Origin of the sequence: Streptomyces sp. NPDC127129 (assembly GCF_042671585.1) — a bacterium.
GTDB lineage: Bacteria > Actinomycetota > Actinomycetes > Streptomycetales > Streptomycetaceae > Streptomyces.
Map to the genome: position 1 here is coordinate 269,222 of NZ_JBHXTV010000001.1, position 23,921 is coordinate 293,142.

The window sequence follows — 23,921 nt, forward strand, 5'->3', positions numbered from 1 at the left end:
TCGTCAGTCGGCCACGACCGTGTTCTGGGCGGCGCCGACGCGCCAGGTGCCGTCCTCCTTCACCAGGATGTAGAACGGGCGGCCCTCGGGCCGGCCGGCGATCCGGGTGCCGTCGTGGCGGACCGGCTGCTGACGGACGTTCACCGCGGCCACGTCGGGCCGCAGGAACAGCACGCGCTCGACGTCGTAGACGGCGGTGGACTCGGCCGTCGCACCGGGCAGTACCTTCCGGGTGAAGGTCTCGATCTCCTCGAAGCCCGACAGCCGCCTGCCGTGGCCGGTGGTCCACACCGGGTCCTGCCGGCGGAAGACACTCAGGAACCGGTCGGCCAGCTCGTTCTGCTGGGCGTGCTCGACCTCGGCGACCAGGCGGCGGATCGCGGCCACGTCGGCGTCGGTCTCGGGGGCGTCGGGTGCGCCGAACACCTCGACCGGCCGGTAGGAGCCCCACACCAGCTCGGCCACCGCGCCCGGCCGTTCAGGCCGCCAGCCGAGACCGGTACGGGCGGCGGCACCGCTCACGCTCTGGTCGAGGGCGAGCGCCTCCGCGAAGAGCGGCCCGTAGACCTCGGCGGCCTGCTCCACCGGCACCGCCTGCGGGGAGGCGAGGACTCCGGCCGCGCGGCCGGCGGCCCGGGCGAGGTCACGGACCGGGACAGCCGGCTCGCCGACGCCGTGCCAGACGGTGCCGGCCCCGGCCCGCTCGACGGCGGCCACGAACAGCTCGGCCAGGTCGTCCACATGGACGGTCGGCCAGCGCACACCCTCTTCGCCGTAGTACTCGGGGACGCCCTGCCCGCGGGCCCGGTCCACCAGGATGGCGGGGATGCCGCCGCCACGGCCGTACACGATGCCGGGCCGGACGACGGCCGCGCGCACGCCCTCGGCGGCCTCGGCCAGTACCCGCCGCTCGATCCGCGGGCGGTAGCCGACGATGCCGATCGGGTCGGTCGGGGTGTCCTCGGGGACTTCCCGGGCGTCGCCGGTGGCGCCGAGGACCCAGACGCCGCTGGTGTAGACGAAGGGGCGGCCGGTCCCGCGGAGCGGAGCGGCGAGCGCCTCGACGACGGCGGCGTCGACGTCCTCGTCACCGCTCGGAGGAGCGAGGTGGATCACGCCGTCGATGTCGGGGGTCACCGCTCCGGCCAGCGAGGCCGGATCCGTGGTGTCACCGACCGACTGCGCGTACCAGGCCCGGCCGGGCCGCGGCTCGGCGCTGCGCGTGAGCGCGACGACCTGGTGGCCGGCGGCGGCGAGGTGCTCGGTCACGGCGGAGCCGATGTAGCCGGTGGCACCGGTGAGCAGAACCTTCATGGCATTCCCGTCTTCTGGCACGATACGTCTCGTCTCGGACGATGGTGTGGTGAGGCGCCTCGGCGGCAGCGCGGTCAGAGGGTGCCGGTGGGAGCGGCTCGGTCAGGGGGTGCCGTCGGGAGCGGCGCGGATGCCCCAGCGGTCGAGCGCCGCGTAGGCGGGCTGCCATCGGTCCGTATAGGCGCGGTGCTCGGACTCGGGCAGGAGCTGCGTCAGAACGGCGGCCACGGTCCGCTCGGCGGCACCGTCCAGGAGCCACGGCAGGATCCGGGCCGCGTCGACCCCGATCCGCTGGGCGTGGACGCGCCCGAAGTGCTCCCACTGCTCCTCGCTCAGGATGGCCTGGACGAGCGGGAACACCGCCCGTTCCTCATGGCGGAGATGTCCGCGCAGACCGGTGACCAGCGAGCCGGTGAGCTCACCGATCAGGTCCAGACCCGCATCGGGGCCGGCCGACGCCTCGTCGATCGCCTCGATCAGGCGGGCGAGCACGGCGTGCTCGGCCTCGATCACCTCCAGCCGCGCCAGGGCTAGGGGACGGCCGTGCAGAGCCTGGCGCAGGGCGGGCCACAGCGCGTCGTCCTCGGCGGCGTGGTGGGCGTGCAGAGCCCTCCGGAACAGCTTCCAGCCCGCGGTGCGCAGGACGGTTCGCGGATCGGGGTCGGCGCGGGCGGCGGCACCGGCGAGGGAGTACAGCTCCCTTCGCAGCGCGTCGTGCATCGCGTACGTCACGGTCATGTCGAACCTGTCTCTCACGTCTGTCCGACTCCTGGCTCCGGTGACCTCGACGAACGCCCGCTCTGGCGCCTCAAGCCTCCCGTGGGAGCCGTGTCCGGATCAACGCGGACTTCGTTCGCCGATCGATAACCCGAGGGTTATGGATCGGCACAGGAGGGGCGGCGGTGCCCCGGCGCCCGGACGCGGCGGCGCGTCAGAACCTCGTCGCGCCGAGTTCGCGGACGACGGCGGCGAGTGCACCGATCGGCTCGTTCTCGGCCTCGGTCCGCCAGACCAGGGCGTAGGACAGGGCCGCCATGTCCGTGACGGGTATCCACCGGATGTTCGGCATGCCCCAGTGCCGGGTGACATGGCTGGGAAAGCTGTGGACGATCTCGCCCATGCCGACCCGGTTGATCAGCTCTTCCGCGTTGGTCACGGGCCGCCCGCGCTCGATCACCCTCCCCTCGGACGTGTGGAAGGGCAGATAGCCGTCCTCCCAGTAGTCCGGCATGTCGGGTGCCATGGCGTGCTGGAAGTCGGCGAACATCTCCAGTCGCACCGACGTCCGCCGGGCGAGCTCGTGGTCGGCGGACACGGCGAGGATGCGGGGGTCCGTGCACAGGACCGGACCGACGGTGAGGTCCGGCTCCTCCACGGGCAGCCAGGTGACGAGCACGTCCATCTCGCCCTCGCGGAGCCGGCCGAACAGATCCACGTACGCCTCCTGACGGATCTCCAGCTCCCACTGCGGATGCCGCGAGCGGAACGCCCTCCAGTAGGGATGGAGGTCGACGACGTTGAACGGCATCATGCCGACGCGAAGCCTGCCGGTGACGCCGCGGGCGGCCAGCCGGGCCCGTTCCAGGGACTGGTGCAGGCCCGCGTAGACCGGCTGCAGGTCGTCGCGCAGCTGCCGGCCCACGACGGTCAGCCGCACGGTGCGGCTGGTGCGCTCGAACAGCGCGGCACCGATGCGTCGCTCCTGCTTCCTGATGGCCTGGCTGACCCGCGCCTGGGAGATCAGGAGCCGCTCGGCGGTCCGGCCGAAGTGCAGCTCCTCGGCCAGCACCAGAAAGATCTCGATGTCCCGCAGCTCCATCACGCCCCCGTTCGGTCCCCCACCGGCCCACGAGAACGATAGTGGGGTGCCCGCCCCGATACACAGCGTGATCGCCGACCGCCCTGGTTGGGAGGAAGTGCTACAACTGGGGTTGTGACTCCGTCCTGTCTCTCGTGCCCGGCGTCCCGGTGCGGTCGAACCTAGGCAAAAGATTTGGAAGCGTCGCCGGACAGGTCTTCGTCCTTCAGGTGGCGATCGTGGTGCTGCTCGCCGCAGGGGCGCTGCTGGCCCTGTTGCTGCAGTCACAGCACGACATCGACCGTGAGGCGCGCAACCGGTCCGTCTCGGTGGCACAGACCTTCGCGAAGTCCCTGGGCCTGCAGGAAGCGCTGAATTCGCCGGACCCGTCCGCGACGCTCCAGCCCCTCGCCGAGGAGACGCGCAAGGTCGCGGGGGTGGACTTCATCGTGGTCATGGACACCGAGGGCATCCGCTACAGCCATCCCCAGCCCGACCGCATCGGCGAGCGGTTCGTCGGCACGATCGAGCCCTCGCTCGCCGGCCAGGTGCTCACCGAGAGTGTGGAGGGGCCGCTCGGCACGGAGATCCAGGCGATCGTGCCGGTCACCTCCCCGCAGGGCGAGGTCGTCGCCCTCGTCTCGGCAGGTCTGACGGTGGAGAGCGTGGCCGGCATCGCCGACCGCCAGCTTCCGGTCATCCTCCTGGCCATCGCCGGCGGTCTGGCTCTGGCCACCGTCGGCACGGCGCTGATCAGCCGACGACTGCGCCGCCAGACCCACGGGCTCGGTACGCAGGAGATGACCCGTATGTACGAGCACCACGACGCGGTGCTGCACGCCGTCCGCGAAGGGGTGCTGATCACCGACGGCGAAGGACGCCTGCTCCTGGCGAACGACGAGGCCGGACGGCTGCTCGGCCTGCCGGACGACGCCGAAGGGCGCCCCGTCGACAAGGTCGGCATGGACCGCCGGATGGCGGAACTGTTGCTGTCCGGCCGGGAGGCCACCGACGAGGTGCTGGAGGCCGGCGACCGGCTGCTCGTGGTCAATCAGCGGCACACCCGCCCCCAGGGCCGCCCGCAGGGCTCGGCGGTCACCATCCGCGACTCCACCGAGATGCAGCTCCTCAGCAGCCGGGCGGAGACGGCCCGCAGGCGGCTCAAGCTGCTCTACGACGCCGGGGGCGACATCGGCACCACGCTCGACGTCGTACGCACCGCGGAGGAGCTGGCCGACGTCGCCGTTCCCCGGTTCGCCGACTTCGTCACGGTCGACCTGGCCGACCCGGTGCTGGACGGCGACGACCCCGGCCCGGGCGCCGACATGCGGCGCACGGCGGTCAGCGGCATCCGCTCCGATCACCCTCTGTACCCGCTCGGCAGCCTGATCGACTTCCTGCCGTCCACGCCGCAGGCCCGCGGATACGGCACGGGCGCGGCCGAGCTCGTGCCCGATCTCCATGACGCACCGGGCTGGCACGCCCAGGACCCGCCCCGCACATCGGCGATCGTCGACTACGGGATCCACTCGCTCATCGCGGCTCCGCTGAAGGCCAGGGGTGTCGTGCTCGGGGTGGTCAACTTCTGGCGGTCACAGAAGCCGGAGCCCTTCGACGAGGACGACCTGTCCCTGGCCGAGGAGCTCGTCGGCCGCGCCGCGGTCACCATGGACAACGCCCGCCGCTACACCCGCGAACACAATCTCGCCGTGACGCTCCAGCGCAGTCTGCTGCCGCAGGATCTGCCCGAGCAGAGCGCCGTGGACGTCGCGCACTTCTACCAGCCCGCCCAGTCCGGGGTGGGCGGGGACTGGTTCGACGTGATCCCGCTGCCGGGCAGCCGCGTCGGGCTCATCGTCGGGGACGTCGTCGGGCACGGCCTGCACGCAGCGGCCACCATGGGGCGGCTGCGCACGGCGGTGCACAACTTCTCCTCCCTGGACCTGCCGCCCGACGAACTCCTCGCCCGTCTCGACAACCTCGTCCAGCGCATGGACCAGGAGGGCGACAGCGCCGCCGTGAACGGTGGCGTCCTCGGCGCGACCTGCCTGTACGCCGTGTACGACCCGGTCTCCGGGCACTGTGCCATGGCGCGGGCAGGGCACATGCCGCCGCTCGTGGTCGCCCCGGACGGCACGACGACGATCTCGGAACTGCCGGCCGGCCCTCCGCTGGGGCTGGGAGGCATGCCGTTCGAGACCATGGAACTGCACCTGGAGGAAGGCAGTCAGCTCGTCCTGTACACCGACGGGCTGGTCGAGGAGCGGAGCCGCGACATCGCTGAGGGCCTGGAAAGGCTGCGCACGGCGCTGAGCCACCCCGACCGGGACCCTCACGCCACCCGCCGCTCCGTACTGGACGCCCTGCTCCCCAGCCGGCCGTCCGACGACATCGCGCTGCTCATCGCCCGGACCCGGATTCTGAGCCCCGACCAGGTCGCCCAGTGGGACGTGCCGTCCGACCCGAGCGAAGTCGGCGCGGTGCGCAGCCTCGCGGCCAAGCAGCTCGAGGAGTGGGGCCTGGAGGAGCTCGCCTTCACCACGGAACTGATCCTCAGCGAGCTCATCACCAACGCCATCCGGTACGGCGCGGCGCCGGTGCGCGTCCGTCTGCTGCACGACCGCACCCTGACCTGCGAGGTGTGGGACGGCAGCAGTACCGCCCCGCATCTGCGGTACGCCGCCACCACGGACGAAGGAGGCCGCGGACTGTTCCTGGTGGCGCAGCTCAGCGAGCACTGGGGCACCCGCTACACGCCGGAAGGCAAGGTCATCTGGGCCGAACAGCTCCTGCCCGCCGACGGCGGTGCCCCCTCCTGAGGCGCGGTCGGGCGGTCCGCGTCAGGCGCCGGCCCGGCGCCTGCCCCGTACGCGGCGCGGGTACGGGAAGAGCCGCGGAGAGCGCTTCGCGGCCACGTCCTCGACCCAGCCGAAGGTCAGCACCAGCAGTCCGGTCAGCGGGATCGCCACCAGCAGCGGGAACCACTGGCTCATCAGCAGCCACTGGAAGTGCTCGTAGAAGAAGCCGACGGACCAGAGGGGATCGATCAGCGGGATGGCGGCCACCAACGCGACCTGGTGCCAGAGGTAGACGCTGACCGCGCGTGCGTTGAGCAGGCTGATCAGGCCGTTCCAGCGTTCCAGCGGTCGGGGCCACTGCTCCCAGGAAGGACTGACGTGGAGCAGGATCGCGACGAAGCCGAAGGACCACAGCGCCTGGGCGATCGGCCAGCTCTCGATGTCGGTGGGCACGGTCGGATCGACCGGCCGGGTCTGCAGGTACCACCAGCCGGCCACCATGATCAGCGGCGCGACGGACGGCACGACGTACTGCGGGATCTTCTTGAGCAGGCCCTCCTGGTGGGCCATGCCGAGGATCCAGCAGGAGCCGAACATGGCGAAGTCGCTGAGGTTCTCCCAGACCCGGCCGTAGAGGAACTCCTGGTCGATGAGGAACGTGTTCAGCACGACCGTCACCGCGAGCGGCACGGACAGCGTCACCACCGGCATCCGCCGCAGCGCCCACAGCATCAACGGGGAGAGCAGGACGTACCAGAGGTACGCGCGGAGGTACCAGAGCGGGACGACGACCTGCACCGCCCAGCCCGGCCCCACGAGACCGTCGAAACCGTTCAGCGAGTCGGCGTACGGCGGAGTGCTCAGGGGCACGAGCCAGAACAGCAGCTTGCCCCACCACCAGTCGGGATGCCCCTCGGCCTCGGGCCCCCAGCCGTCGACGATCTCGAGGGTGAGGACGACCGCGCCGAACAGCCACATCGGCGGCAGCAGTCGGCGCAGGCGGCCCCGGATGACGCCGGGGGCGGGCCGGCTGAGGGAACGGGCCATCAGCGACCCGGCCAGGGCGAACATCACGCCCATCGACGGGAAGACGACGGGCAGCCAGAACCAGCCGAAGTTGTGGTAGAGCACCACGCGAGCCAGCGCCAGGGCGCGCAGCAGGTCGAGATAGCGGTCCCGGCCGCCCTTGGCTCTGGACGGTGCCGTGGGGTCCGGCTCCGGCTGGTGCGCCGGTTCCCGTCGCAGAACGGCGGGGACGCGCAGCCGGAGGGTGTCCTGGGAGCCCCCGTAATCGAAGGATGCGGTCATGGTCAGGCCTCCACCGGTGCGGCGACCTCGCCGGTGCGCCGGAGCTTCTGCCAGCGCAGTCGGCCACCGGTCAGCGCCGTGATCGTGGACTGCAGCAGGACGATGTACATCAGCTGCCGGTAGACCAGCTGCTGGATCGGCAGGCTGATCAGATGCAGGGTCTTCTCGCCGTCGAGCCGGAAGGCGTACCACGACAGCACGGCCTGGAGCAGGATGAAGCCGCCCCAGCTGGTGAGGGTGATCGGGGCGTCCGCGAACAGCACGCCGTACAGCAGGAACATGTCGACCAGCGGCGCGAGCAGCGGGGCGACCACGCCGAACATCACGACGAGCGGCAGCCCGAGCCGGCCGAAGCGTCCCGCCGGGCCGCGGGAGGTCACGGCGCGGCGGTGCTTCCACATCGCCTGCATGGAGCCGTAGCTCCAGCGGTACCGCTGGGACCAGAGCTGCTGGAGGCTGGCGGGGGCCTCGGTCCAGGCGCGGGCCCGCTCGGCGTAGACGATCCGCCAGCCGTCGCAGAGCACCGCCATGGTGATGTCGGTGTCCTCGGCGAGGGTGTCGTCGCTCATTCCGCCGACCCGACGCAGGGCCTCCTTGCGGAAGGCGCCGACGGCGCCGGGGATGGTCGGGATGACGTTGAGCATGTCGTACATCCGGCGGTCCAGGTTGTGGCCGAGGACGTACTCGATGTGCTGCCAGGCGCCGATCAGGCTGTCGCGGTTGCCGACCTTGGCGTTGCCCGCGACCGCGCCGATCGCCGGGTCGCCGAACGGCTGGACCAGCTCGCGCACGGTGGACGGCTCGAAGACGGTGTCGCCGTCCATCATCACGATGATGTCGTGCGACGCGGCCGCGATGCCGAAGTTGAGCGCGGTGGACTTGCCGCCGTTGGCCTTGCGGATCAGCCGGACGAACGGCAGGGCCATCGCCTCGACGATGTCCGCCGTGCCGTCCGTGGAGCCGTCGTCGATGACGATGACCTCGATCGGATAGTCACTGGCGGCCAGCGAGTTGAGGGTGTTCGCGATGCATTCGCGTTCGTTGTAGGCCGGGACGAGGACGGTGACCGGCTCGGTGACGGGTGGTCCCCACGCGTCCCGCCGACGGGAGCGCCGGGCGTGGAGCGGCGCGAGGACCAGCATCAGCGCGAACCGGCCGAAGTTGAGGAAGCCGACGACAGCCAGCAGCGCGACCAGCACCGGCAGGGTGAGCACGGCGGCCTGGCTGGCCCAGATGAAGCACTTGCCCGCCCACAGCTGGTAGCCGTGCACCGGCACGGTGGCGTCGGTGGCGCCGAGCGCCTCGGAGACGGTGGCGAAGCGGTACCCCTCGCCCTGCAGCTTCTCGATGATCTGCTCGAGCGCGGCGAGGGTCTCGGTACGGTCGCCACCCGCGTCGTGCAGCAGGATCAGCTCGCCCGCGCCGGGCTTGCGCGGCATCGCCGCCTTGACGATCGCGTCGACGCCGGGACGCTTCCAGTCGTCGGTGTCGCGGTCGATGAACGCGGTGAGGTAGCCGTGGGAACCCACGTACTTGATCACCGGGTAGTTCCAGTTGTCGAGCGCCGAGGCGTCGGAGGAGTACGGCGGGCGGAACAGGGCGCTGTGGACGCCCGCGACTCCGGCCAGCGCCAGCTGCGTCTGTGCCAGCTCCCAGCTGATCCGGGCTTCGGACTGGTACACCAGATCGGGGTGGGTGAAGGTGTGCACGCCGATCTCGTGGCCGCCCGCGACGATCTGCCGGATCAGCTCCGGGTGGCGCGTGGTCATCGCACCGGTCACGAAGAAGACCGCGCGGATGTCGTGGGCCGCGAGCACGTCCAGGATCTTCGGGGTCCACTCCGGCGAGGGGCCGTCGTCGAAGCTCAGGACCACGGTGCGGTCGGGGACCCGGTAGCTCACCGGGCGCTCGTTCCTGTCGCCGCGCGCGTCGATGATCGGGCCGCCCTTGAGCAGGTGGCGCGGCACCATCGTCTTGTCGACCGAGGTCGCGATCCGGTCGTCGTGGAAGGCCTCGTTGGTGGCGAGGCCGCGCAGGACGAGGAGCGCGAGCAGGCAGGCCAGCAGGGACAGCGGCATGAAGAAGCGCAGCGGCGGCGCAGCCAGTCGGCGCGGTCTCAGCAGGGACTGCCGACGACGCTGGTGGCGGGACAAGGACGCTCCTGGAGATGGGTGGTGCGGAGGATCAGGCACGCTCGGCGGGCCCGCAGGCGTCGCTCCGGGCGGCACGACGGTCGCGGTATGCCGTGGAATGTCACGGTGTCCGGCGTGATGGCCGAACGTGTCGGGTGGGGTGTCGCCGACCGCGCCCTCTAGGGCCAGGAGGGAGACAGAGGTCCCCTGGTGGGCAGGTACGCGGGCTTCGGGGGAATCTCCATCGCCGGGGCGTCCGACTGCATGCCGATCAGGCTGCCGCCCATGGCGGCCGCCAGGATCGCGCCGACCACGGAGACCGGCCAGCCGAAGCGCCGGAACAGACGGCTGCGCAGACCCGACTGGTCGACGAACACCGGTGCCGGAGCAGGCTCCTCCTGACGTGATTCGGCCACGCCGGGCTGTGCCGAGTAGACCGATCCACGCCCGGGATATGTGGCGACTTGGCGCATACTTGTGGCCTTTTTGTGCAGAGTATGGAGACCGCTGAAGCGTAGAGCGGACCGTAACTCATGACCGCCATCGATTGGTGCGCGATGTACGTATTTGGCATAGTCCGATCAAGTGTCGTGACCGGATCGGTATCTCAACGGGCGTCTCCTGACCCTTGGATGGCCAGGTCGCGAACACGAGGCGGGGTGGCTTGAATCCTTCGCTAGGATGACCGCTCGATTCCTGCGATCAGCGATCGATCCGCATGCAACGGGCGTGTCCAGTCACCGCCTCTACGCCCCAAGGAGCCTGTGTGAGCCAGCCTCGCCGCACCTCTCGTCGCCGCGCGTGGACCGCGCTCACACTGCCCGCCCTCCTGTGCGTACTCGCCGCGTGTTCCGCCGACCCCGCGACCGGCGGGGGCGCCGACGCCGCCGGGCCCGCGCACGACGCCTCGCCGACGCCCACCGGACCGCCGGGAACGCTGTTCGACGACTTCAACTACACCGGCGCCGACGACCCTTCCCTCGCCGCGCACGGCTGGGAGGTCCGTACCGGCGGGGGCGGCCCGGGGATCAAGGACACCTGGAGCGCCGACGGCGCCGACTTCCTCTCCGACCCGACGGCCGAGGGGGGCAAGGTCCTACGCCTGCGCTCCTCCACCGACGGCACCGCGCAGGGCACCACGCAGGCCGAGGTGCAGACCACGAGCCGGAACTTCTTCTGGGGAACCTTCGCCGCCCGGGTCCACCTCAGCGACAAGCCCACGGACGGACGCGACGGCGACCACGTCGTCCAGACCTTCTTCCCGATCTCCCCCTCGGACTCCTCGGAGAACTACAGCGAACTCGACTTCGAGTACCTGCCGAACGGCGGCTGGGGTTCGGTGGGTCCGCAGCTCGACAACGTCAGCTGGTACAGGGCCGACCCGCCGGACCGGGTCCACAAGACCCTCGAGCGGCGCCTCGATGGCTGGCACACCATGATGATCACCGCCATGGACGGAAAGGTCACCTACTCCCTGGACGGCAAGAAGCTCTTCACCAGCTCCGGCAAGTACGTCCCGCGCGAGCAGATGGACATCCACTTCAGCAACTGGCTCATCGACCTCCCCTTCGCCGGCGGCCGGCGCATCTGGGACATGAAGGTCGACTGGGTCTACCACAAGGCCGACGAGGCCGTCTCCCCGGCGGACGTCCAGAAGACGGTGGACGGCTTCCACGGCACCGGCACCGACTACGTCAACACGGTCCCGAAGCCCTGACGAACCGAGCGGGCGCCGACGCCCCGCCCCACGGAGCGCACCTCGACCGGGTCGAGGTGCGCTCCGGTCGGTCGACTGCGCTGTCCCGAACAGTCCCCGGAAACGATCGAGGGGCCGTTTCAGATTGCTCTGAAACGGCCCCTCGATCTGCGACTCCTTCGAGTCGGGACGACAGGATTTGAACCTGCGACCCCTTGACCCCCAGTCAAGTGCGCTACCAAGCTGCGCCACGTCCCGATGCCCGTGCCCCCGGTTTGTTCCCGGCGGCGGCGTGCAAGAGAACATTACCCCACTCCGTGCGGCTCCGGGGCGCACCCCCTGCCGGGTCGCGGGTGGTATCCGCCCAGGCGGGGCGGGCTCGGGGAGAATGGGAGCGTGGGCAGGATGCCGAGGGACCGGGACACGGAGGGGCGGGCGCGCAGTGGGCGGCCCCGGGACGGGCTGGGGCGGCCGTTGCCGTACGGGGCCGAGGGGGTGCCTCGGCAGCCCGAGGGCGTCGTGCGGACCCCGGAGGCGACGGTGCGCGAGGCCCAGCGGCTCCTCGACGCGGGGATGCCGTTCCACGCGCACGAGGTCTTCGAGGACGCCTGGAAGAGCGGTCCCGCCGACGAGCGGGATCTCTGGCAGGGGCTCGCCCAGCTGGCGGTGGGGCTGACGCACGCGGCACGGGGCAACGCGGCGGGCGGGGCGCGGCTGTTGCTGCGCGGCGCCGGGCGGATCGACGGGAAGCCCGACCCGTACGGGATCGATGTCGGCGGACTCGTACGGTGGGCCCGTGCGCTGGCCGGCCGCACGGACGGCGTGACGGACGCCGCCGCCGAGGCGCCGCGTCTGCTCGGGGAGTGACGCGGCGCCTCGCGGGGGTCACCAGGTGACCGGGAGTTCCAGGGGCGAGCGGTGGATCATGGTCGGCCGCATCACGACCTCCTGGTCCTTCGCGAGCCGCAGACCGGGGAACCGGCGGGTGAACAGCTCCAGGGTGAGCCGGAGTTGGGTGCGGGCGAGCTGGGAGCCCGGGCAGCCGTGGGCGCCGTGGCCGAAGCTGACATGGCGGGTGGGGCTCGCGGGCCGGGTGATGTCGAAGGTGTCGGCGTCCTCGTGGCGCGCCTGGTCGCGGTTGGCGGAGCCGTAGGCGACGAAGACGGTGGCTCCTGCGGGCAGTTCGGTTCCGGAGAGCACGACCGGGCGGGTGGCCGTACGACGGAATCCCTGGACGGCGGTGTCGAAGCGGGCCGCTTCCTCCACCGCCCCGGGTATGAGCTCGGGCCGGGCGCAGAGCAGCTCCCACTGGTCGCGGTGGGACAGCAGGTGGAACAGGGCGGTGCCGATCAGCGCGGTGGTGGTCAGGTGGCCGGCGATGAGGAGGTTCTGCAGGTTGGAGACGAGTTCGTGCCGCTGGTCGTCGGTGAGTTCACGCGTGCCGGGCCCGAGGCCGGTGTCGGGGGCCAGGGCGGCGACCATCGCGGAGCAGAGGTCGTCGCGCGGCTCGGCGCGCCGGTCGCGGGCGTAGCGGTCCAGGAGGTGCTGGAGCGCGACGACGTCCTCGGCGGCGGCGAGCTGTTCGTCCTCGGGCATCGGGCGGAAGAGGAGTTGCTCGGCGCGGTGTCCTCCGTGCACCGCGGCGGGCACGTCCTCGGGGTCGAAGCCGATGAGCCGGCCGATGACGGCGCCGGGCAGCTCGCGCGCGTAGGAGGCCATCACCTCGGTGCGGCCGTCCGGGGCGAAGCCGTCGGCGAGTCGGCCGGCGACCTCGGCGGCGTACGACGTGAGGGCCGCGACGCGCGCGGCCGAGAGACCGCGGTTGATCGGGCCCCGGTGGCGGCGGTGCGCGGCGCCGTCCGTGGAGACGACGGTGGGCCGCTTCCCGAAGCCGCGGGCGAGGACGCCGAGGACGGCGGGCGCGGGCAGGACGTCGGGCCGCAGGGACTGGGCGGAGGAGAAGTCGTGGGCCCGCAGCAGCACTTCGCGGACGTCGGCGTCCCGGGCGACCAGCCAGGCGTCGAGCTCGGGGACGAAGGTCAGACCGTCGGTCTGCCGCGCACGTGCGTAGAGGGGGTAGGGGTCGCGCTGCAGCGCGTCGAGCAGCTCGTGAGGTGCGGATGTCTTCGGGTCCACGCGGCGCCTCCGGAACGGGAAGGTGCGGAACTCGGGCAGGGTGCTGTCACGTCATGGTGACCGGCCCGCGTGTCCCTGGCTACGACGCGGAGTCGGCCAGCGCGCGTTCGAGGACCGAGGTGTGGCTGACGGAGGGGTCCTTGGCGGCGGTGAGAAGGGTGACGGGTCCCCGGGCGGCGAGGGTGCGCAGCCGGTCGAGCGCCTCGGCGGCCCCGGGTTCGGCGAGCTCGTCCTCGTACCGCCGGCAGAACTCCTCGTACGAGCCCTCCGGGCCGTGGTACCAGCGGCGCAGTTCGGTGGAGGGGGTGAGCGCCTTGGGCCACTCGTCGATCCGCGCGTCCGCCTTGGCGAGGCCGCGCGGCCAGAGGCGGTCGACCAGGACCCGTACGCCGTCGTCGGGCGAGGGGGCTTCGTAGATCCGTCGGACGCGTACGTCGGGGCTGGCGGTAGGCATGGGTCCAGGGTGCCGGAGGGGACGGGCGGTCACACCTCGGCGCGCCCCGCGGCGGGCATCAGGGCGGGCAGGAGGACGGAGTCGACGAAGGCGCGCATGGTCGACGCGTCGGCGAACCTCTCCTCGAAGAGCCGCTCGATGCGGAGCATGCCGAGGAAACAGGGGGCGACGAAACCGACCGCCGGGTTGTCCGGGTCGATCTCGCCGCGTTCCGCCGCCCGCCGGAGGATCTCGTCGAGCGCGGCGATCTCGGGGCTGATGACGGTCTCGCGGAGCGCCTCGCGCAGGTCGGGGTACTGGACGTACGCCTGGCTGACGGCCTCCATCAGCTCGGCGTCGTGGTCGCGGCGGGTCGAGGCGAGGCGGGCGGCCTCGCGGAGGTCGCCGGCGAGCGAACCGGTGTCGATGCCGGCGAAGAACACGCAGCGCTGCTTGGACAGGGCGGCCGTGACGAGCTTCGGCTTGGTCCCCCACTGCCGGTAGAGCGTCGCCTTGCCGCACTTGGTGCGGGCCGCGACGCCCTCCATGGTCACCGCGTCGTATCCGCCCTCGCGGAGCAGGCAGAGCACGGCCTCGTACAGCTCGGTCTCCCGCTCGGGGGTGATCTTGCTGCGGCGGGCGGCTTCGGTCGCGGCCTGCGTGGACATGGCTTCCTCCCGGACAGCTCTCTGCACATACGAGAGTAGGGGGTGCACAATCGAGACGCAAACGTATCGAGACGCTTGCGTCTCGATGAATTCGGATCTAGGCTTCCTCCGTTTGCTGGCGTTTTGACGGAAAAAGGGGCCGCGGCATGGCTGCCGGGATACGCGGGACACGTCCCACCGGACCGGGGCCGGCCGCTACCCCGGACCCGTCGCGCACCCCGAGGCCGCCCCTGGGGCGCGAGCTGCTGCTCGTCTCCGCACTGTTCCTCGTCTACAAGTTCGGCCGGCTCTTCGCGAACGGGCACGAGCTGCGGGCCTTCCACAACGCCGACCGGATCTGGGAGGCGGAACGCGCCGTCCATCTGCCCGGCGAAGGGTCCGTGCAGGCCCTCCTGATGCACGGCGAAGCGCTCGTACGGACCGCCAACACCTACTACGCGGCCGTGCACTTCCCGGCCACGATCGCGTTCCTCGCCTGGCTCTACTGGCGGCGGCCGGACCACTACCTCTGGTCCCGGCGCGTCCTCGCGCTCCTCACCGCCGCCGCGCTCGCGCTGCACCTCCTGATGCCGCTCGCCCCGCCGCGGATGCTCGACGCGACGGGTCTCGTCGACACGGCGCGGGTCTACGGTCCGTCGGTGTACGGCGCGACCCCCGCCACGGACTCGATGGCGAACCAGTTCGCCGCGATGCCCTCGCTCCACTTCGGCTGGGCGCTGATGGTCGCGATCGGCCTGATCGCCGCGACCCGTACGCGATGGCGGTGGCTGTGGCTGCTCCATCCGGCGCTGACCCTGCTGGTGATCGTCGGCACCGCCAACCACTACTGGTTCGACGCCCTCGCGGCGGCGGCCCTGCTCGGTGTCGCGCTCGCGGTCGTCCGGACCCCGGGCACCGGACCCTCCGTTTCCGGACCCGCCACGTCCGGCCAGGCCGCCTCCCGTGCCGCCGCCCCCGGGTCCGCAGCCTCCGGGGTCGCCGCCCCCGGGTCCGCCGCCTCCGCCGCCACCACCCCCGAGCCGGTCCTGCGCGCCGCGGCTCCCCGTCCGGCGGAGGTCCTGCGATGAACGGCCTCCAGGGCACGCTGCTGGCCGTCCTCCTGTCCCTGGTCTCGACGGCCGGTTACGCGCTGGCCGCCGTCGCCCAGTCGCGGCTCGCCTCGTCCACCCACGGCGGAAGCGGCGCGCTCCGCGCGCTGCTCGCCCGTGGCCAGTGGTGGTCGTCGGTCGGCCTCAACGCGGCGGGCGCGCTCGCCCACGTGGCCGCGCTGCACTACGGCCCGCTGACCCTCGTTCAGCCGCTCGGCGCGCTGACCCTGGTGGCCGCGCTGCCCCTGGGGGCGCACTACGCGCGGCGGCGCGTGACCCGGGCGGAGTGGCGCGGCGCGCTGTGGACGCTGGCCGGCCTCGTCGGCCTGATCTCGGTGACCGGACCGGCGACCCCGGGCGACGCGCTCAGCCCCCGGGAGGCCCTCGTCGTCGCGGCGGTGACGGCGCTCCTGATCGCCGCCCTCGCCTCGGGCGGACGGCGTCGGCCGGGCCGCGGCCGGGGGCTGGGGCACGCCACGGCCTCGGGGATCGCCTCCGGGGTCGGCTCCGCGCTGACGCAGACGCTGACGGCCGCGCTCGCGCGCGAGTTGCCGGGCGGACCGGCGGCCTGGTGGCAGACGGCGTTGATCGCCGTCCTGATCTCGGCCTTCGCCGTGGGCGGGCTGCTGCTCTCGCAGACCGCCTACCGGGGCGGCCTCGCCGCGCCGCTGGCCGTCGTGAACCTGTCCAACCCGGCCGCCGCCGCGGTCATCGGCGTGGCGCTGCTCGGCGAGACGTTCCGCGCGGGCGTGTGGGGCTGGCTGGTCGCGGCAGCCGCCTCGGCGGTGGCGGCACGCGGGGTCGTACTCCTGACGACCGGGCCGGGGACCCTGCCCGTACCCCCGAACACCCCGGGCCCGTCTCCGGTCGTCGCCTCCGGACAGCCACTGCCCCTCCCCCGTACGGACGAGGCGACCACCGTCCCGGCGGCCTCCCCCGCCACCGCCCCGGCGGCCGTCGTCGGCTGACGGCGGGGCAGCCCGTCCCGGGCAGCCACCGGCCCCTTTTGGATAGCTGCCCTATCCTCGATGGCCGGAGCGGACGGCCCGGAGCGGAACTCCCCGGTGCGCGTCCCGAGACGACGGGAACGGTGAACCGCTTGTGCGCCTCTCCGAGTTGAGCGACCGCGGGGGCGTGTCGGTGGCCACCGTGAAGTACTACCTCCGTGAGGGGCTCCTGCCCCCGGGAACGCCGGTCACGGCCCGTCAGTCGGCGTACGGCGAGGAGCATCTGCGCAGGCTGCGCCTGGTGCGGGCGCTCCTCACGGTGGGCGGGATGACGGTCCAGCAGGCCCGGGACGTCCTGGCGGTGGCGGACGACCCCGCCTCCGGGCGCCACGAGCGCGTCGCCGTCGCCGCGTACATGCTCGGCCCTCAGATCTCGCCGCCCGAGCCCTCCGACCCCGAGCGTGCGCGCTGGGACGAGGTCTTCGCCGAGATGCGCGACCTGCTCGCCGAGATGGGCTGGCGGGTGAGCGACGGGGCGCCGGCGCTCGCCGCGCTGACCCGGGCGGTCGTGACGCTCCGCGCCCTGGGCTACCGGGGCGGCGTCGAGCACATCCGGCGGTACGCCGAGGTGATGCACCCGATCGCCGCCGAGGAGTACGCGGTGATGGAGGACTACCCGGTCGTGGAGGAGGCGATCGAGGCGGCCGTCGCGTACACGATGCTCTACGAGCCGATCCTGCTGGCCCTGCGCCGCCTGGCGCACGAGGACGTCTCGGCACATCGGCACGACACGGCCCCACCGCCGGAAGCTCCACTTTCGTCACCTTGACGAAAACGAACGGATCCCGCTATCGTCAACATGACGACAAGGGGGAGTTTCTCATGGCCGACATCACCCGCCGCGCCGGCTGGCGCCATCTGCGGTCCGCGCCCACCGCGCACATCCGTCACCACCGGCGCGGACGCCTCGTCCACGACGGGACGGGCCTGAGCTTCTGGTACCGCTCCCTGTCCGCCGCGCTCTCCGAAGTACCGGTGAACGACCGGGAGCTGGCGATGGCGTTCCACGCGCGGACGGCCGACTTCCAGGACGTGAGCGTGCAGTCCACCGTCACGTACCGGATCGGCGAACCGGAGGCGGCCGCCACCCGGCTCGACTTCTCCATCGACCCGGACACGGGCGCGTGGCGCGGTGCGCCGCTGGAGCAGATCGCCACGCTGCTGACCGAGACGGCCCAGCAGCACGCCCTCGACGTCCTGGCGCGCACTCCGCTGGCGGCGGCGCTGGTCGACGGCGTGGCGGCGGTGCGCGACCGGATCGCCGACGGGCTCGCGGCCGAGCCGCGACTGCCGGCCACCGGCATCGAGGTGGTGGCGGTACGGGTGGTGGCGATCCGTCCCGAGCCGGAGGTGGAGCGGGCGCTGCGCACCCCGGCCCGCGAGCAGATCCAGCAGGAGGCGGACCGGGCGACGTACGAGCGGCGGGCCGTGGCGGTCGAGCGTGAGCGGACCATCGCCGAGAACGAGCTCGCCAGCAAGATCGAGCTGGCCCGGCAGGAGGAGCGGCTCGTCGACCAGCGCGGTACCAACGCCCGCCGCGAGGCCGAGGAGAGCGCTGCCGCCGACTCCGTACGGGCGGAGGCCGAGGCGGTACGGAAGGTCCGGCTCGCGCGCGCCGAGGCGGAGGCGGCGCGGGAGGTCGGCGAGGCACGGGCGGCCGCGCAGGCGGCGTGGCTGCGGGTGCACGGGGAGGTCGACGCCGGGACACTGCACGCGCTGGCGGCGACCAGGGCGGCGGAGAACCTGCCGCGGATCGAGAGCGTGACGGTCTCCCCCGACGTGCTGACCGCGCTGCTCGGCAGGCTGGGCGGCGGCGGGTCGTCGTCGTGAGCCTGGCACCGCGCGCGGTGCTCGTGCACCGCGTCACGGAGTACGAGGGGCTGCTCGCGCGTCACGGCACGCACGGGCAGGCGGAGTTCTTCCTGTCCAGCCGGGGCCGGAGCATCGAGGACGTACGGCGGCGGCACGAGCGCAACCGGCGGGCGCTGGCGGAGGTCGCGGCGGCGGTGCCGCTGTCGTGGCGGCAGGCGACGGTGGAGCGGACGGACCTGGACCGGTTCCTGTTCGGTCCCGAGGACGTGGTCGTGGTGGTCGGGCAGGACGGGCTGGTGGCCAACGCCGCGAAGTACCTGGACGGTCAGCCGGTCGTCGGCATCGACACCGATCCGGGGCGCAACCCCGGGGTCCTCGTCCGCCATCGGGCGGCGGACGCGGGGACGTTGCTCCGGTCGGCGGCCGCGTCGGCGGAGAGCACGGGGGTGGACGAGCTCACGATGGCGGAGGCGGTGACGGACGACGCGCAGCGGCTCCTCGCGCTGAACGAGATCTACCTCGGCCCGCCGAGCCACCAGACCGCGCGCTACACCCTCGCGGTGGACGGCGGCACCGAGGGGAGGGGCCCGGCATCGGGCGCGGAGGGGGTGGTGGCGGGTCCGGCGGGTTCGGCGGGTTCGGCGCCGGAGCCGCAGGCCTCCTCGGGTGTCCTCATCGGTACGGGCACGGGCGCGACGGGCTGGCTCCGCTCCCTCTGGCTCGAACGCTCCAGCCCCCTGGCCCTCCCCGCCCCGACGGCCCGCCGCCTCGCCTGGTTCGTCCGCGAGGCCTGGCCGTCCCCGACGACGGGCACCACGCGGGTGGAGGGCGTGTTGAACGCCGGGAACGCCCTCCACCTCACGGTGGAGTCGGACCGCCTGGTCGCCTTCGGGGACGGCATGGAGTCGGACGCCCTGGAACTGACCTGGGGCCAGACGGTCCGCGTGGGGGTGGCGGACACGGCGCTCCGGCTCGTGGGATGAGCGCCGCGGACGGCTCACGCCCCTCGGCCCCTGCCGCGTTCAGCTGCACAGGAACGTGGTGAGGCCTTCGGCCTCGGTGTGGACGGCTTCCCGCTCCGAGGGGGTGAGTGTGCGGAGCGGGGCGACGGCGACCCGGTCGTCGTGGACCGTCCACGTGGCCGCGACGCGACCGTCGACGAGGACCGCCCGCTGACCGGCGACGGAGAGCCCGAGATGGGCGTCGTCGATGATCCGGCTGCGGTCGGCGAAGCCGAGGATCGCGTTGTCGAAGGCCGGGAGGAAGCGCACCGGCGCCGGGGTGTCCGGGTCCGGTCGTGGTGCGCCGGGCAGGTCGAGGAGCTCGCGGCCGCGTTCGTCGCGGAAGGAGACGAGTTCCTCGCGGACCGCCTTGACGGCTGCGGGCAGTCCGGCGAGGCCGCTCCAGGCGCGGAGGTCGGCGGTGGCGGCGGGACCGTAGGCGGCGAGGTACCGCCGTACCAACGCCTGCCCGGTCGGGTCGGTCCCGTCGTCGGAGAGCGGTTCGACGTCGCGCCCGAGCCAGGTGGCGAGGGGGACGTTCCGGACACCGCCCTTGGCGCGCCACAGGCCGCGGGGCGGGAGCTGGACCATGGGGATGAGGGAGGCGACGAGCAGCTCGCCCAGGGCGCGGCGCGGAGGCGTGGGCCGGCGGTCCCCGACCGCCTGGACGAGCTCCGCCATGGTGCGGGGCTCGCCGTCGGCCATGACGGCTCGGCCGGCAGCGGCCACCTCGTCCACGTCGAGGCCCGCGAGTTCGCGTCGGTAGGTGGCCAGCACCCGCTGGCGCAGCATGGTGTCGTGGCGGGCCCGCCAGGCGAGCGCGTCGTCGGCGGTGACCAGGTGGACGGTGCGGCGCATCAGGTGGGTGCGCACGACCAGACGGCCCGTCAGCGCGTCGTCCAGGTGCCGCGGCGCGAAGGCGCGCAGCCGGGACCACAGGCCGGTGAACGGCTCCTGGGGTTCCTGTGCCTGCATGCCGCACAGGTGCGCCACGGCGTCCCGTACGGATGTGTCCGCACGCTCCAGCAGGTACTGGCGGGCGAGGGTGGCGCGGTTGAGGGCGCGATTGTCGAGGACTGTCATGGTGCTCTCAGGTTCGGGGGTGGGCTGTCCGGGCGGCCTTCGCGGGCGGGCCCGGAGCCGCCGGGTCGGTGGCGACTGCGGACATCACCCTCGCAGCAACAGCGGTCAGCTCCTGTCCTGAACTGTGGGCGGGGCGGCATGTCTCGAAAGCATCGGCGCGCACCGGACAGGGCCGGCGTGCTCGCTAGGATCGGACGGCTTCGCCCCATTCGCCCCCTCAAGGATCTCCATGGCCTCCCGCACCCCCGGCACGCTCCACGTCACCCCGGCCACGCTCCAGGACTGGGCGCTCGTGCGCGACTGGGCGGCGGCGGAGGGGTGGAACCCGGGGCTCTCCGACGCCCCGGCGTTCTTCGCCCAGGACCCGGAGGGGTTCTTCCTCGGCCGGATCGACGGGGAGCCCGTCTCCGCCGTCTCGGTCGTCAACTACAGCGACCGGTACGCCTTCCTGGGCTTCTACCTCGTCCGCCCCGACCAGCGCGGCCGCGGCCACGGCCTCGCGACCTGGCGCGCCGGGCTCGCCCACGCGGGCGGGCGGACGGTCGGCCTCGACGGGGTACCGGACCAGCAGGACAACTACCGGCGTTCGGGATTCGCCCTGGCCCATCGCACCGCACGGTACGTCGGGGAGGTCGGCGGCGGCGTCCCCGCTCCGGACGTGGTCCCCGCGGCGCGGGTCGACCCGGCCGTCCTCGCCGCGTACGACGGCACCTGTCACCACGCCGACCGGCCGCGCTTCCTCGCGCCGTGGCTGACCACCCCGGGCCATCGGGCGCTGGCACGGGTCGTCGACGGACGGCTCACGGGGTACGGGGTGGTCCGGCCGGCCGAGGACGAGGCGCGCGTCGGGCCGCTCTTCGCGGACACGCCGGCCGACGCCGCCGCGCTCCTGGACGGGCTGGCCGCCGAGGCGCGGGCCTTCGGTTCGCCGCGCATCGCCGTCGACATGCCCGAGGCGAACCCCTCCGCGGCCGCGCTCGCCCTGGAGCGGGGGCTCGAGCCCACCTTCGAGACGGCGCGGATGTACACGGGCGAGGTCCGGCCGGTGGCTCGGGAGAGGGTCTTCGGAGTGACGACGCTCGAACTGGGCTAGGGCCTGTCTTTCGGATCAGGCCGGATCGGCCCGGCACAGGGTTTCGGTCTTCGGCCGAGCACACCGCCGCAGGGGTTTTGATGCCGGGCAAGCGGCGGGGCTCGTTCCGCAGTCTGGCCGACCACAGGCTTTCCCCTGTACCGAAATCATCCGTCATGTGCGCTTTGCGTAGCGACAATTCCGGCCGGAAGTCGCCTGCCCGGGCTCACCACGCGTCAACCCGCGCGTGCCCTGCACACCCTCCCTCGCCCCCCTCGGGGGCCGACAAGGGTTTTCCCCGTATCGGGTTCATCTCGCCGTTCCCTACTGTCTGCCGCACCGGCAGATCCCATCCCCCGCCCCGCCTGTCAGGTTCATGGGGAGCGGTGGGTAGTGTCCGCCGGTGACGGCCTTGACCCGGGCCGTCGCGTCGCCGGTGGCGGCGCACGGGCCCCCCAAGCCCAGGGACCGACGGACCGCGACCCCACATCGCCCCGTGGCTCCCGCGCCGCCGCCACTGCTCCGCACCTACGTCGTGCCTGAAAGGGAACACCTTGAACAGTTCCAGGCGGAGAGTCATATCCGTCGTGGTCGCGAGCGCCGCGATCATCGGCGCCGCAGCCACCTCCTCCGGGGCGTTCGCCGCCGCCCCGGCCGCTGCCACGCCGAAGCCGGCTCCGGCCGCACAGGCGATGACCGCGCTGCCCAGCGCGCCCGTCGAGAAGGTCATCGTCACCTACAAGTCCAGGACCGCCGAGGCCGGCTCCAACGCCGCCGCGAAGAGCGACGCGGCCGCCAAGGGCGCCGCGACCGGCGAGAGCCTCGCCTTCGAGCGCCGCCTCGCCGGCGGTGGCGCGCTGGTCGACCTGGGCGACAGCGCCACGAAGCAGGACGTGGCCGAGGTCATGGACGCCTTCCGCGCCGACCCGCAGGTCGCCTCGGTCGAGCCCGACATCCGCGCGTACGCGATGGCGGTCGCTCCGAACGACACCGACTACGCCAAGCAGTGGGACCTCTTCGAGGCCACCGGCGGCATGAACGTCCCGACCGCCTGGGACAAGACCACCGGCTCCGGCGTCACCGTCGCCGTCATCGACACCGGTTACGCGACCCACACGGACCTCGCCACCAACGTCGTCGCCGGCTACGACTTCATCTCCGACTCCGCGGACGCCCGCGACGGCAACGGCCGTGACGCGAACGCCAAGGACGAGGGCGACTGGAACGCCACCGACAACGAGTGCGGCCTCGGTTCCAAGGCCTCCAACTCCTCCTGGCACGGCACCCACGTGGCGGGCACCATCGGTGCGGTCACCAACAACACCAAGGGCATCGCGGGCATCGCGTACAACGCGAAGATCCAGCCCGTGCGCGTGCTCGGCAAGTGCGGCGGCTCCTCCGCCGACATCGCCGACGCGATCACCTGGGCGTCCGGTGGCTCCGTGCCGGGCGTCGCGGCCAACGCGACCCCGGCCAAGGTCATCAACCTGAGCCTGGGCGGCGCCAGCTCCACCTGCCCGAGCGTCTACCAGACCGCGATCAACGGGGCCGTCTCGCGCGGCACCACCGTCGTCGTCGCCGCGGGCAACAGCAACGCCAACGCGTCCGGCTTCACCCCGGCGAACTGCGCGAACGTCATCAACGTGGCGTCCACCAGCCGCGAGGGCAACCGTTCGTTCTACTCGAACTACGGCACCATCGTGGACGTGGCCGCGCCGGGCGGCGAGACCCGCCGCGCGACCGACACGCCGGGCACGATCACCACGCCGCAGAACGGCATCTACTCCACGCTGAACTCCGGCACGACGACCCAGTCGGCGGAGAACTACCAGCCCTACCAGGGCACCTCGATGGCCGCGCCGCACATCGCCGGCCTCGCCGCGCTGCTGAAGTCGGCGAAGACCGGCCTCACCCCGGCCGAGATCGAGTCCGCGATCAAGGCCAACGCCCGCCCGCTGCCCGGCACCTGCACCGGCGGCTGCGGCACCGGCATCGCCGACGCCGCGAAGACCGTGGACGCGGTCACCACGACGACGCCGCCCACCGGCACCGTCTTCACGAACGCGACCGACGTGACGATCTCCGACAACACCACCGTGTCGTCGACGATCTCCGTCACCGGCCGCACCGGCAACGCCCCCGCCGCCCTCAAGGTCGGCGTGGACATCAAGCACACCTGGCGCGGGGACCTGGTCATCGACCTGATCGCCCCCGACGGCACGGTGCGCAACCTGAAGGCCTCCTCCGGCTCGGACAGCGCCGACAACGTCGTGACCACCTACACGGTGGACGCGTCGAGCGAGGTCGCCAACGGCGCCTGGAAGCTGCAGGTCCGCGACGTGGCGTCGGGTGACACCGGCTACATCGACTCGTGGAGCCTCACCTTCTGAGCCCCACCTGAACCACCCCCCACAACAGCATAATTGCTGGTCAGCGGCGCGCTCGTGGTCTACACCACGAGCGCGTCCTGGCGTGGTGACCGACATCGACTGTCCGTATGCCGGACAACAGGCCTGGACGGCGCCGGTACGCTCCGTATTCTTCTGCCCCACGGGGCTCACGGGCAGGGCCCGAG

20 protein-coding genes and 1 tRNA gene are annotated in these 23,921 nt (G+C 72.5%); 10 read left to right on the plus strand and 11 right to left on the minus strand.

Annotated features, from left to right (window positions below):
• Positions 1–3: 3 nt before the first annotated feature.
• The 3 genes from ACFVGW_RS01125 to ACFVGW_RS01135 all read right to left on the minus strand — a co-directional run bounded on the left by ACFVGW_RS01125 (position 4) and on the right by ACFVGW_RS01135 (position 3,133).
• The gene (locus ACFVGW_RS01125; RefSeq protein ID WP_385850226.1) at positions 4–1,314 is read right to left on the minus strand and encodes an SgcJ/EcaC family oxidoreductase; all 1,311 of its coding nucleotides are present in this window, start codon (positions 1,312–1,314) and stop codon (positions 4–6) included.
• Positions 1,315–1,416: 102 nt separating this feature from the next.
• Positions 1,417–2,070 (minus strand): hemerythrin domain-containing protein, encoded by a 654-nt coding sequence (locus ACFVGW_RS01130; protein ID WP_385850227.1) that lies wholly within the window; start codon positions 2,068–2,070, stop codon positions 1,417–1,419.
• 175 nt (positions 2,071–2,245) lie between these two features.
• Positions 2,246–3,133: a LysR family transcriptional regulator gene (locus ACFVGW_RS01135; protein ID WP_385850228.1), complete on the minus strand. Its 888-nt coding sequence runs from the start codon at positions 3,131–3,133 to the stop codon at positions 2,246–2,248.
• Positions 3,134–3,342: 209 nt separating this feature from the next.
• On the opposite strand from ACFVGW_RS01135, the gene ACFVGW_RS01140 reads away from it, so the two are divergent.
• Positions 3,343–5,931 (plus strand): SpoIIE family protein phosphatase, encoded by a 2,589-nt coding sequence (locus ACFVGW_RS01140; protein ID WP_385850229.1) that lies wholly within the window; start codon positions 3,343–3,345, stop codon positions 5,929–5,931.
• Positions 5,932–5,952: 21 nt separating this feature from the next.
• Here ACFVGW_RS01140 and ACFVGW_RS01145 read toward each other — a convergent pair whose 3' ends face one another.
• From ACFVGW_RS01145 to ACFVGW_RS01155, 3 genes are all read right to left on the minus strand, one after another.
• A complete protein-coding gene (locus ACFVGW_RS01145; protein ID WP_385850230.1) occupies positions 5,953–7,218 on the minus strand; it encodes an acyltransferase in 1,266 nt (421 codons plus the stop codon).
• Positions 7,219–7,220: 2 nt separating this feature from the next.
• Positions 7,221–9,371, minus strand: coding sequence for a bifunctional polysaccharide deacetylase/glycosyltransferase family 2 protein (locus ACFVGW_RS01150; protein WP_385850231.1), 2,151 nt, complete (start codon positions 9,369–9,371; stop codon positions 7,221–7,223).
• A 158-nt stretch (positions 9,372–9,529) separates the two neighbouring features.
• A complete protein-coding gene (locus ACFVGW_RS01155; protein WP_352191748.1) occupies positions 9,530–9,766 on the minus strand; it encodes a hypothetical protein in 237 nt (78 codons plus the stop codon).
• A gap of 350 nt (positions 9,767–10,116) precedes the next feature.
• On the opposite strand from ACFVGW_RS01155, the gene ACFVGW_RS01160 reads away from it, so the two are divergent.
• Positions 10,117–11,067 (plus strand): glycoside hydrolase family 16 protein, encoded by a 951-nt coding sequence (locus tag ACFVGW_RS01160; RefSeq protein ID WP_385850232.1) that lies wholly within the window; start codon positions 10,117–10,119, stop codon positions 11,065–11,067.
• A 163-nt stretch (positions 11,068–11,230) separates the two neighbouring features.
• Here the strand turns inward: ACFVGW_RS01160 and ACFVGW_RS01165 are convergent.
• A tRNA-Pro gene (locus ACFVGW_RS01165) sits at positions 11,231–11,304 on the minus strand.
• A gap of 147 nt (positions 11,305–11,451) precedes the next feature.
• Between ACFVGW_RS01165 and ACFVGW_RS01170 the strand changes: the two genes are divergently transcribed.
• Positions 11,452–11,913 (plus strand): DUF309 domain-containing protein, encoded by a 462-nt coding sequence (locus tag ACFVGW_RS01170; protein ID WP_385850544.1) that lies wholly within the window; start codon positions 11,452–11,454, stop codon positions 11,911–11,913.
• A gap of 18 nt (positions 11,914–11,931) precedes the next feature.
• Here ACFVGW_RS01170 and ACFVGW_RS01175 read toward each other — a convergent pair whose 3' ends face one another.
• The 3 genes from ACFVGW_RS01175 to ACFVGW_RS01185 all read right to left on the minus strand — a co-directional run bounded on the left by ACFVGW_RS01175 (position 11,932) and on the right by ACFVGW_RS01185 (position 14,283).
• Complete coding sequence (locus tag ACFVGW_RS01175; protein ID WP_385850233.1) at positions 11,932–13,182, minus strand: cytochrome P450; 1,251 nt, start codon at positions 13,180–13,182, stop codon at positions 11,932–11,934.
• A 79-nt stretch (positions 13,183–13,261) separates the two neighbouring features.
• Positions 13,262–13,636, minus strand: coding sequence for a DUF488 domain-containing protein (locus tag ACFVGW_RS01180; protein WP_385850234.1), 375 nt, complete (start codon positions 13,634–13,636; stop codon positions 13,262–13,264).
• 29 nt (positions 13,637–13,665) lie between these two features.
• On the minus strand, positions 13,666–14,283 hold the full coding sequence (locus ACFVGW_RS01185) for a TetR/AcrR family transcriptional regulator (RefSeq protein ID WP_352192047.1): 618 nt from the start codon (positions 14,281–14,283) through the stop codon (positions 13,666–13,668).
• Between the two features lie 146 nt (positions 14,284–14,429).
• Here ACFVGW_RS01185 and ACFVGW_RS01190 point away from each other — a divergent pair, with 146 nt between their 5' ends.
• From ACFVGW_RS01190 to ACFVGW_RS01210, 5 genes are all read left to right on the plus strand, one after another.
• The gene (locus tag ACFVGW_RS01190; RefSeq protein ID WP_385850235.1) at positions 14,430–15,350 is read left to right on the plus strand and encodes a phosphatase PAP2 family protein; all 921 of its coding nucleotides are present in this window, start codon (positions 14,430–14,432) and stop codon (positions 15,348–15,350) included.
• Positions 15,347–16,339 (plus strand): DMT family transporter, encoded by a 993-nt coding sequence (locus ACFVGW_RS01195; RefSeq protein ID WP_385850236.1) that lies wholly within the window; start codon positions 15,347–15,349, stop codon positions 16,337–16,339. The genes ACFVGW_RS01190 and ACFVGW_RS01195 overlap by 4 nt, the downstream gene beginning before the upstream one ends.
• Before the next feature lie 133 nt (positions 16,340–16,472).
• Complete coding sequence (locus ACFVGW_RS01200) at positions 16,473–17,147, plus strand: MerR family transcriptional regulator (RefSeq protein ID WP_385850237.1); 675 nt, start codon at positions 16,473–16,475, stop codon at positions 17,145–17,147.
• 53 nt (positions 17,148–17,200) lie between these two features.
• Entirely contained in the window at positions 17,201–18,208 is a 1,008-nt protein-coding gene (locus ACFVGW_RS01205; RefSeq protein ID WP_383220247.1) for an SPFH domain-containing protein, read from the plus strand.
• The gene (locus ACFVGW_RS01210) at positions 18,205–19,173 is read left to right on the plus strand and encodes a hypothetical protein (protein ID WP_385850238.1); all 969 of its coding nucleotides are present in this window, start codon (positions 18,205–18,207) and stop codon (positions 19,171–19,173) included. Before ACFVGW_RS01205 ends, ACFVGW_RS01210 begins: the two co-directional genes overlap by 4 nt.
• A gap of 39 nt (positions 19,174–19,212) precedes the next feature.
• Here ACFVGW_RS01210 and ACFVGW_RS01215 read toward each other — a convergent pair whose 3' ends face one another.
• Positions 19,213–20,274 carry a winged helix DNA-binding domain-containing protein gene (locus ACFVGW_RS01215; protein ID WP_385850239.1) on the minus strand — a complete coding sequence of 354 codons (1,062 nt, stop codon included), beginning with the start codon at positions 20,272–20,274 and terminating at the stop codon, positions 19,213–19,215.
• 229 nt (positions 20,275–20,503) lie between these two features.
• On the opposite strand from ACFVGW_RS01215, the gene ACFVGW_RS01220 reads away from it, so the two are divergent.
• Both ACFVGW_RS01220 and ACFVGW_RS01225 read left to right on the plus strand, forming a co-directional pair.
• A complete protein-coding gene (locus ACFVGW_RS01220) occupies positions 20,504–21,367 on the plus strand; it encodes a GNAT family N-acetyltransferase (protein ID WP_383220244.1) in 864 nt (287 codons plus the stop codon).
• A 671-nt stretch (positions 21,368–22,038) separates the two neighbouring features.
• Complete coding sequence (locus ACFVGW_RS01225) at positions 22,039–23,736, plus strand: S8 family serine peptidase (RefSeq protein ID WP_383220975.1); 1,698 nt, start codon at positions 22,039–22,041, stop codon at positions 23,734–23,736.
• The last annotated feature ends 185 nt before the right edge of the window (positions 23,737–23,921 follow it).

Coding starts and splice junctions, on each gene's coding strand:
- ACFVGW_RS01145 (WP_385850230.1), bottom strand. CDS start 7,218: ATGACCGCATCCTTCGATTACGGGGGCTCCCAGGACACCCTCCGGCTG.
- ACFVGW_RS01135 (WP_385850228.1), bottom strand. CDS start 3,133: ATGGAGCTGCGGGACATCGAGATCTTTCTGGTGCTGGCCGAGGAGCTG.
- ACFVGW_RS01225 (WP_383220975.1), top strand. CDS start 22,039: ATGACCGCGCTGCCCAGCGCGCCCGTCGAGAAGGTCATCGTCACCTAC.
- ACFVGW_RS01170 (WP_385850544.1), top strand. CDS start 11,452: ATGCCGAGGGACCGGGACACGGAGGGGCGGGCGCGCAGTGGGCGGCCC.
- ACFVGW_RS01215 (WP_385850239.1), bottom strand. CDS start 20,274: ATGACAGTCCTCGACAATCGCGCCCTCAACCGCGCCACCCTCGCCCGC.
- ACFVGW_RS01125 (WP_385850226.1), bottom strand. CDS start 1,314: ATGAAGGTTCTGCTCACCGGTGCCACCGGCTACATCGGCTCCGCCGTG.
- ACFVGW_RS01190 (WP_385850235.1), top strand. CDS start 14,430: ATGGCTGCCGGGATACGCGGGACACGTCCCACCGGACCGGGGCCGGCC.
- ACFVGW_RS01220 (WP_383220244.1), top strand. CDS start 20,504: ATGGCCTCCCGCACCCCCGGCACGCTCCACGTCACCCCGGCCACGCTC.
- ACFVGW_RS01185 (WP_352192047.1), bottom strand. CDS start 14,283: ATGTCCACGCAGGCCGCGACCGAAGCCGCCCGCCGCAGCAAGATCACC.
- ACFVGW_RS01180 (WP_385850234.1), bottom strand. CDS start 13,636: ATGCCTACCGCCAGCCCCGACGTACGCGTCCGACGGATCTACGAAGCC.
- ACFVGW_RS01205 (WP_383220247.1), top strand. CDS start 17,201: ATGGCCGACATCACCCGCCGCGCCGGCTGGCGCCATCTGCGGTCCGCG.
- ACFVGW_RS01195 (WP_385850236.1), top strand. CDS start 15,347: ATGAACGGCCTCCAGGGCACGCTGCTGGCCGTCCTCCTGTCCCTGGTC.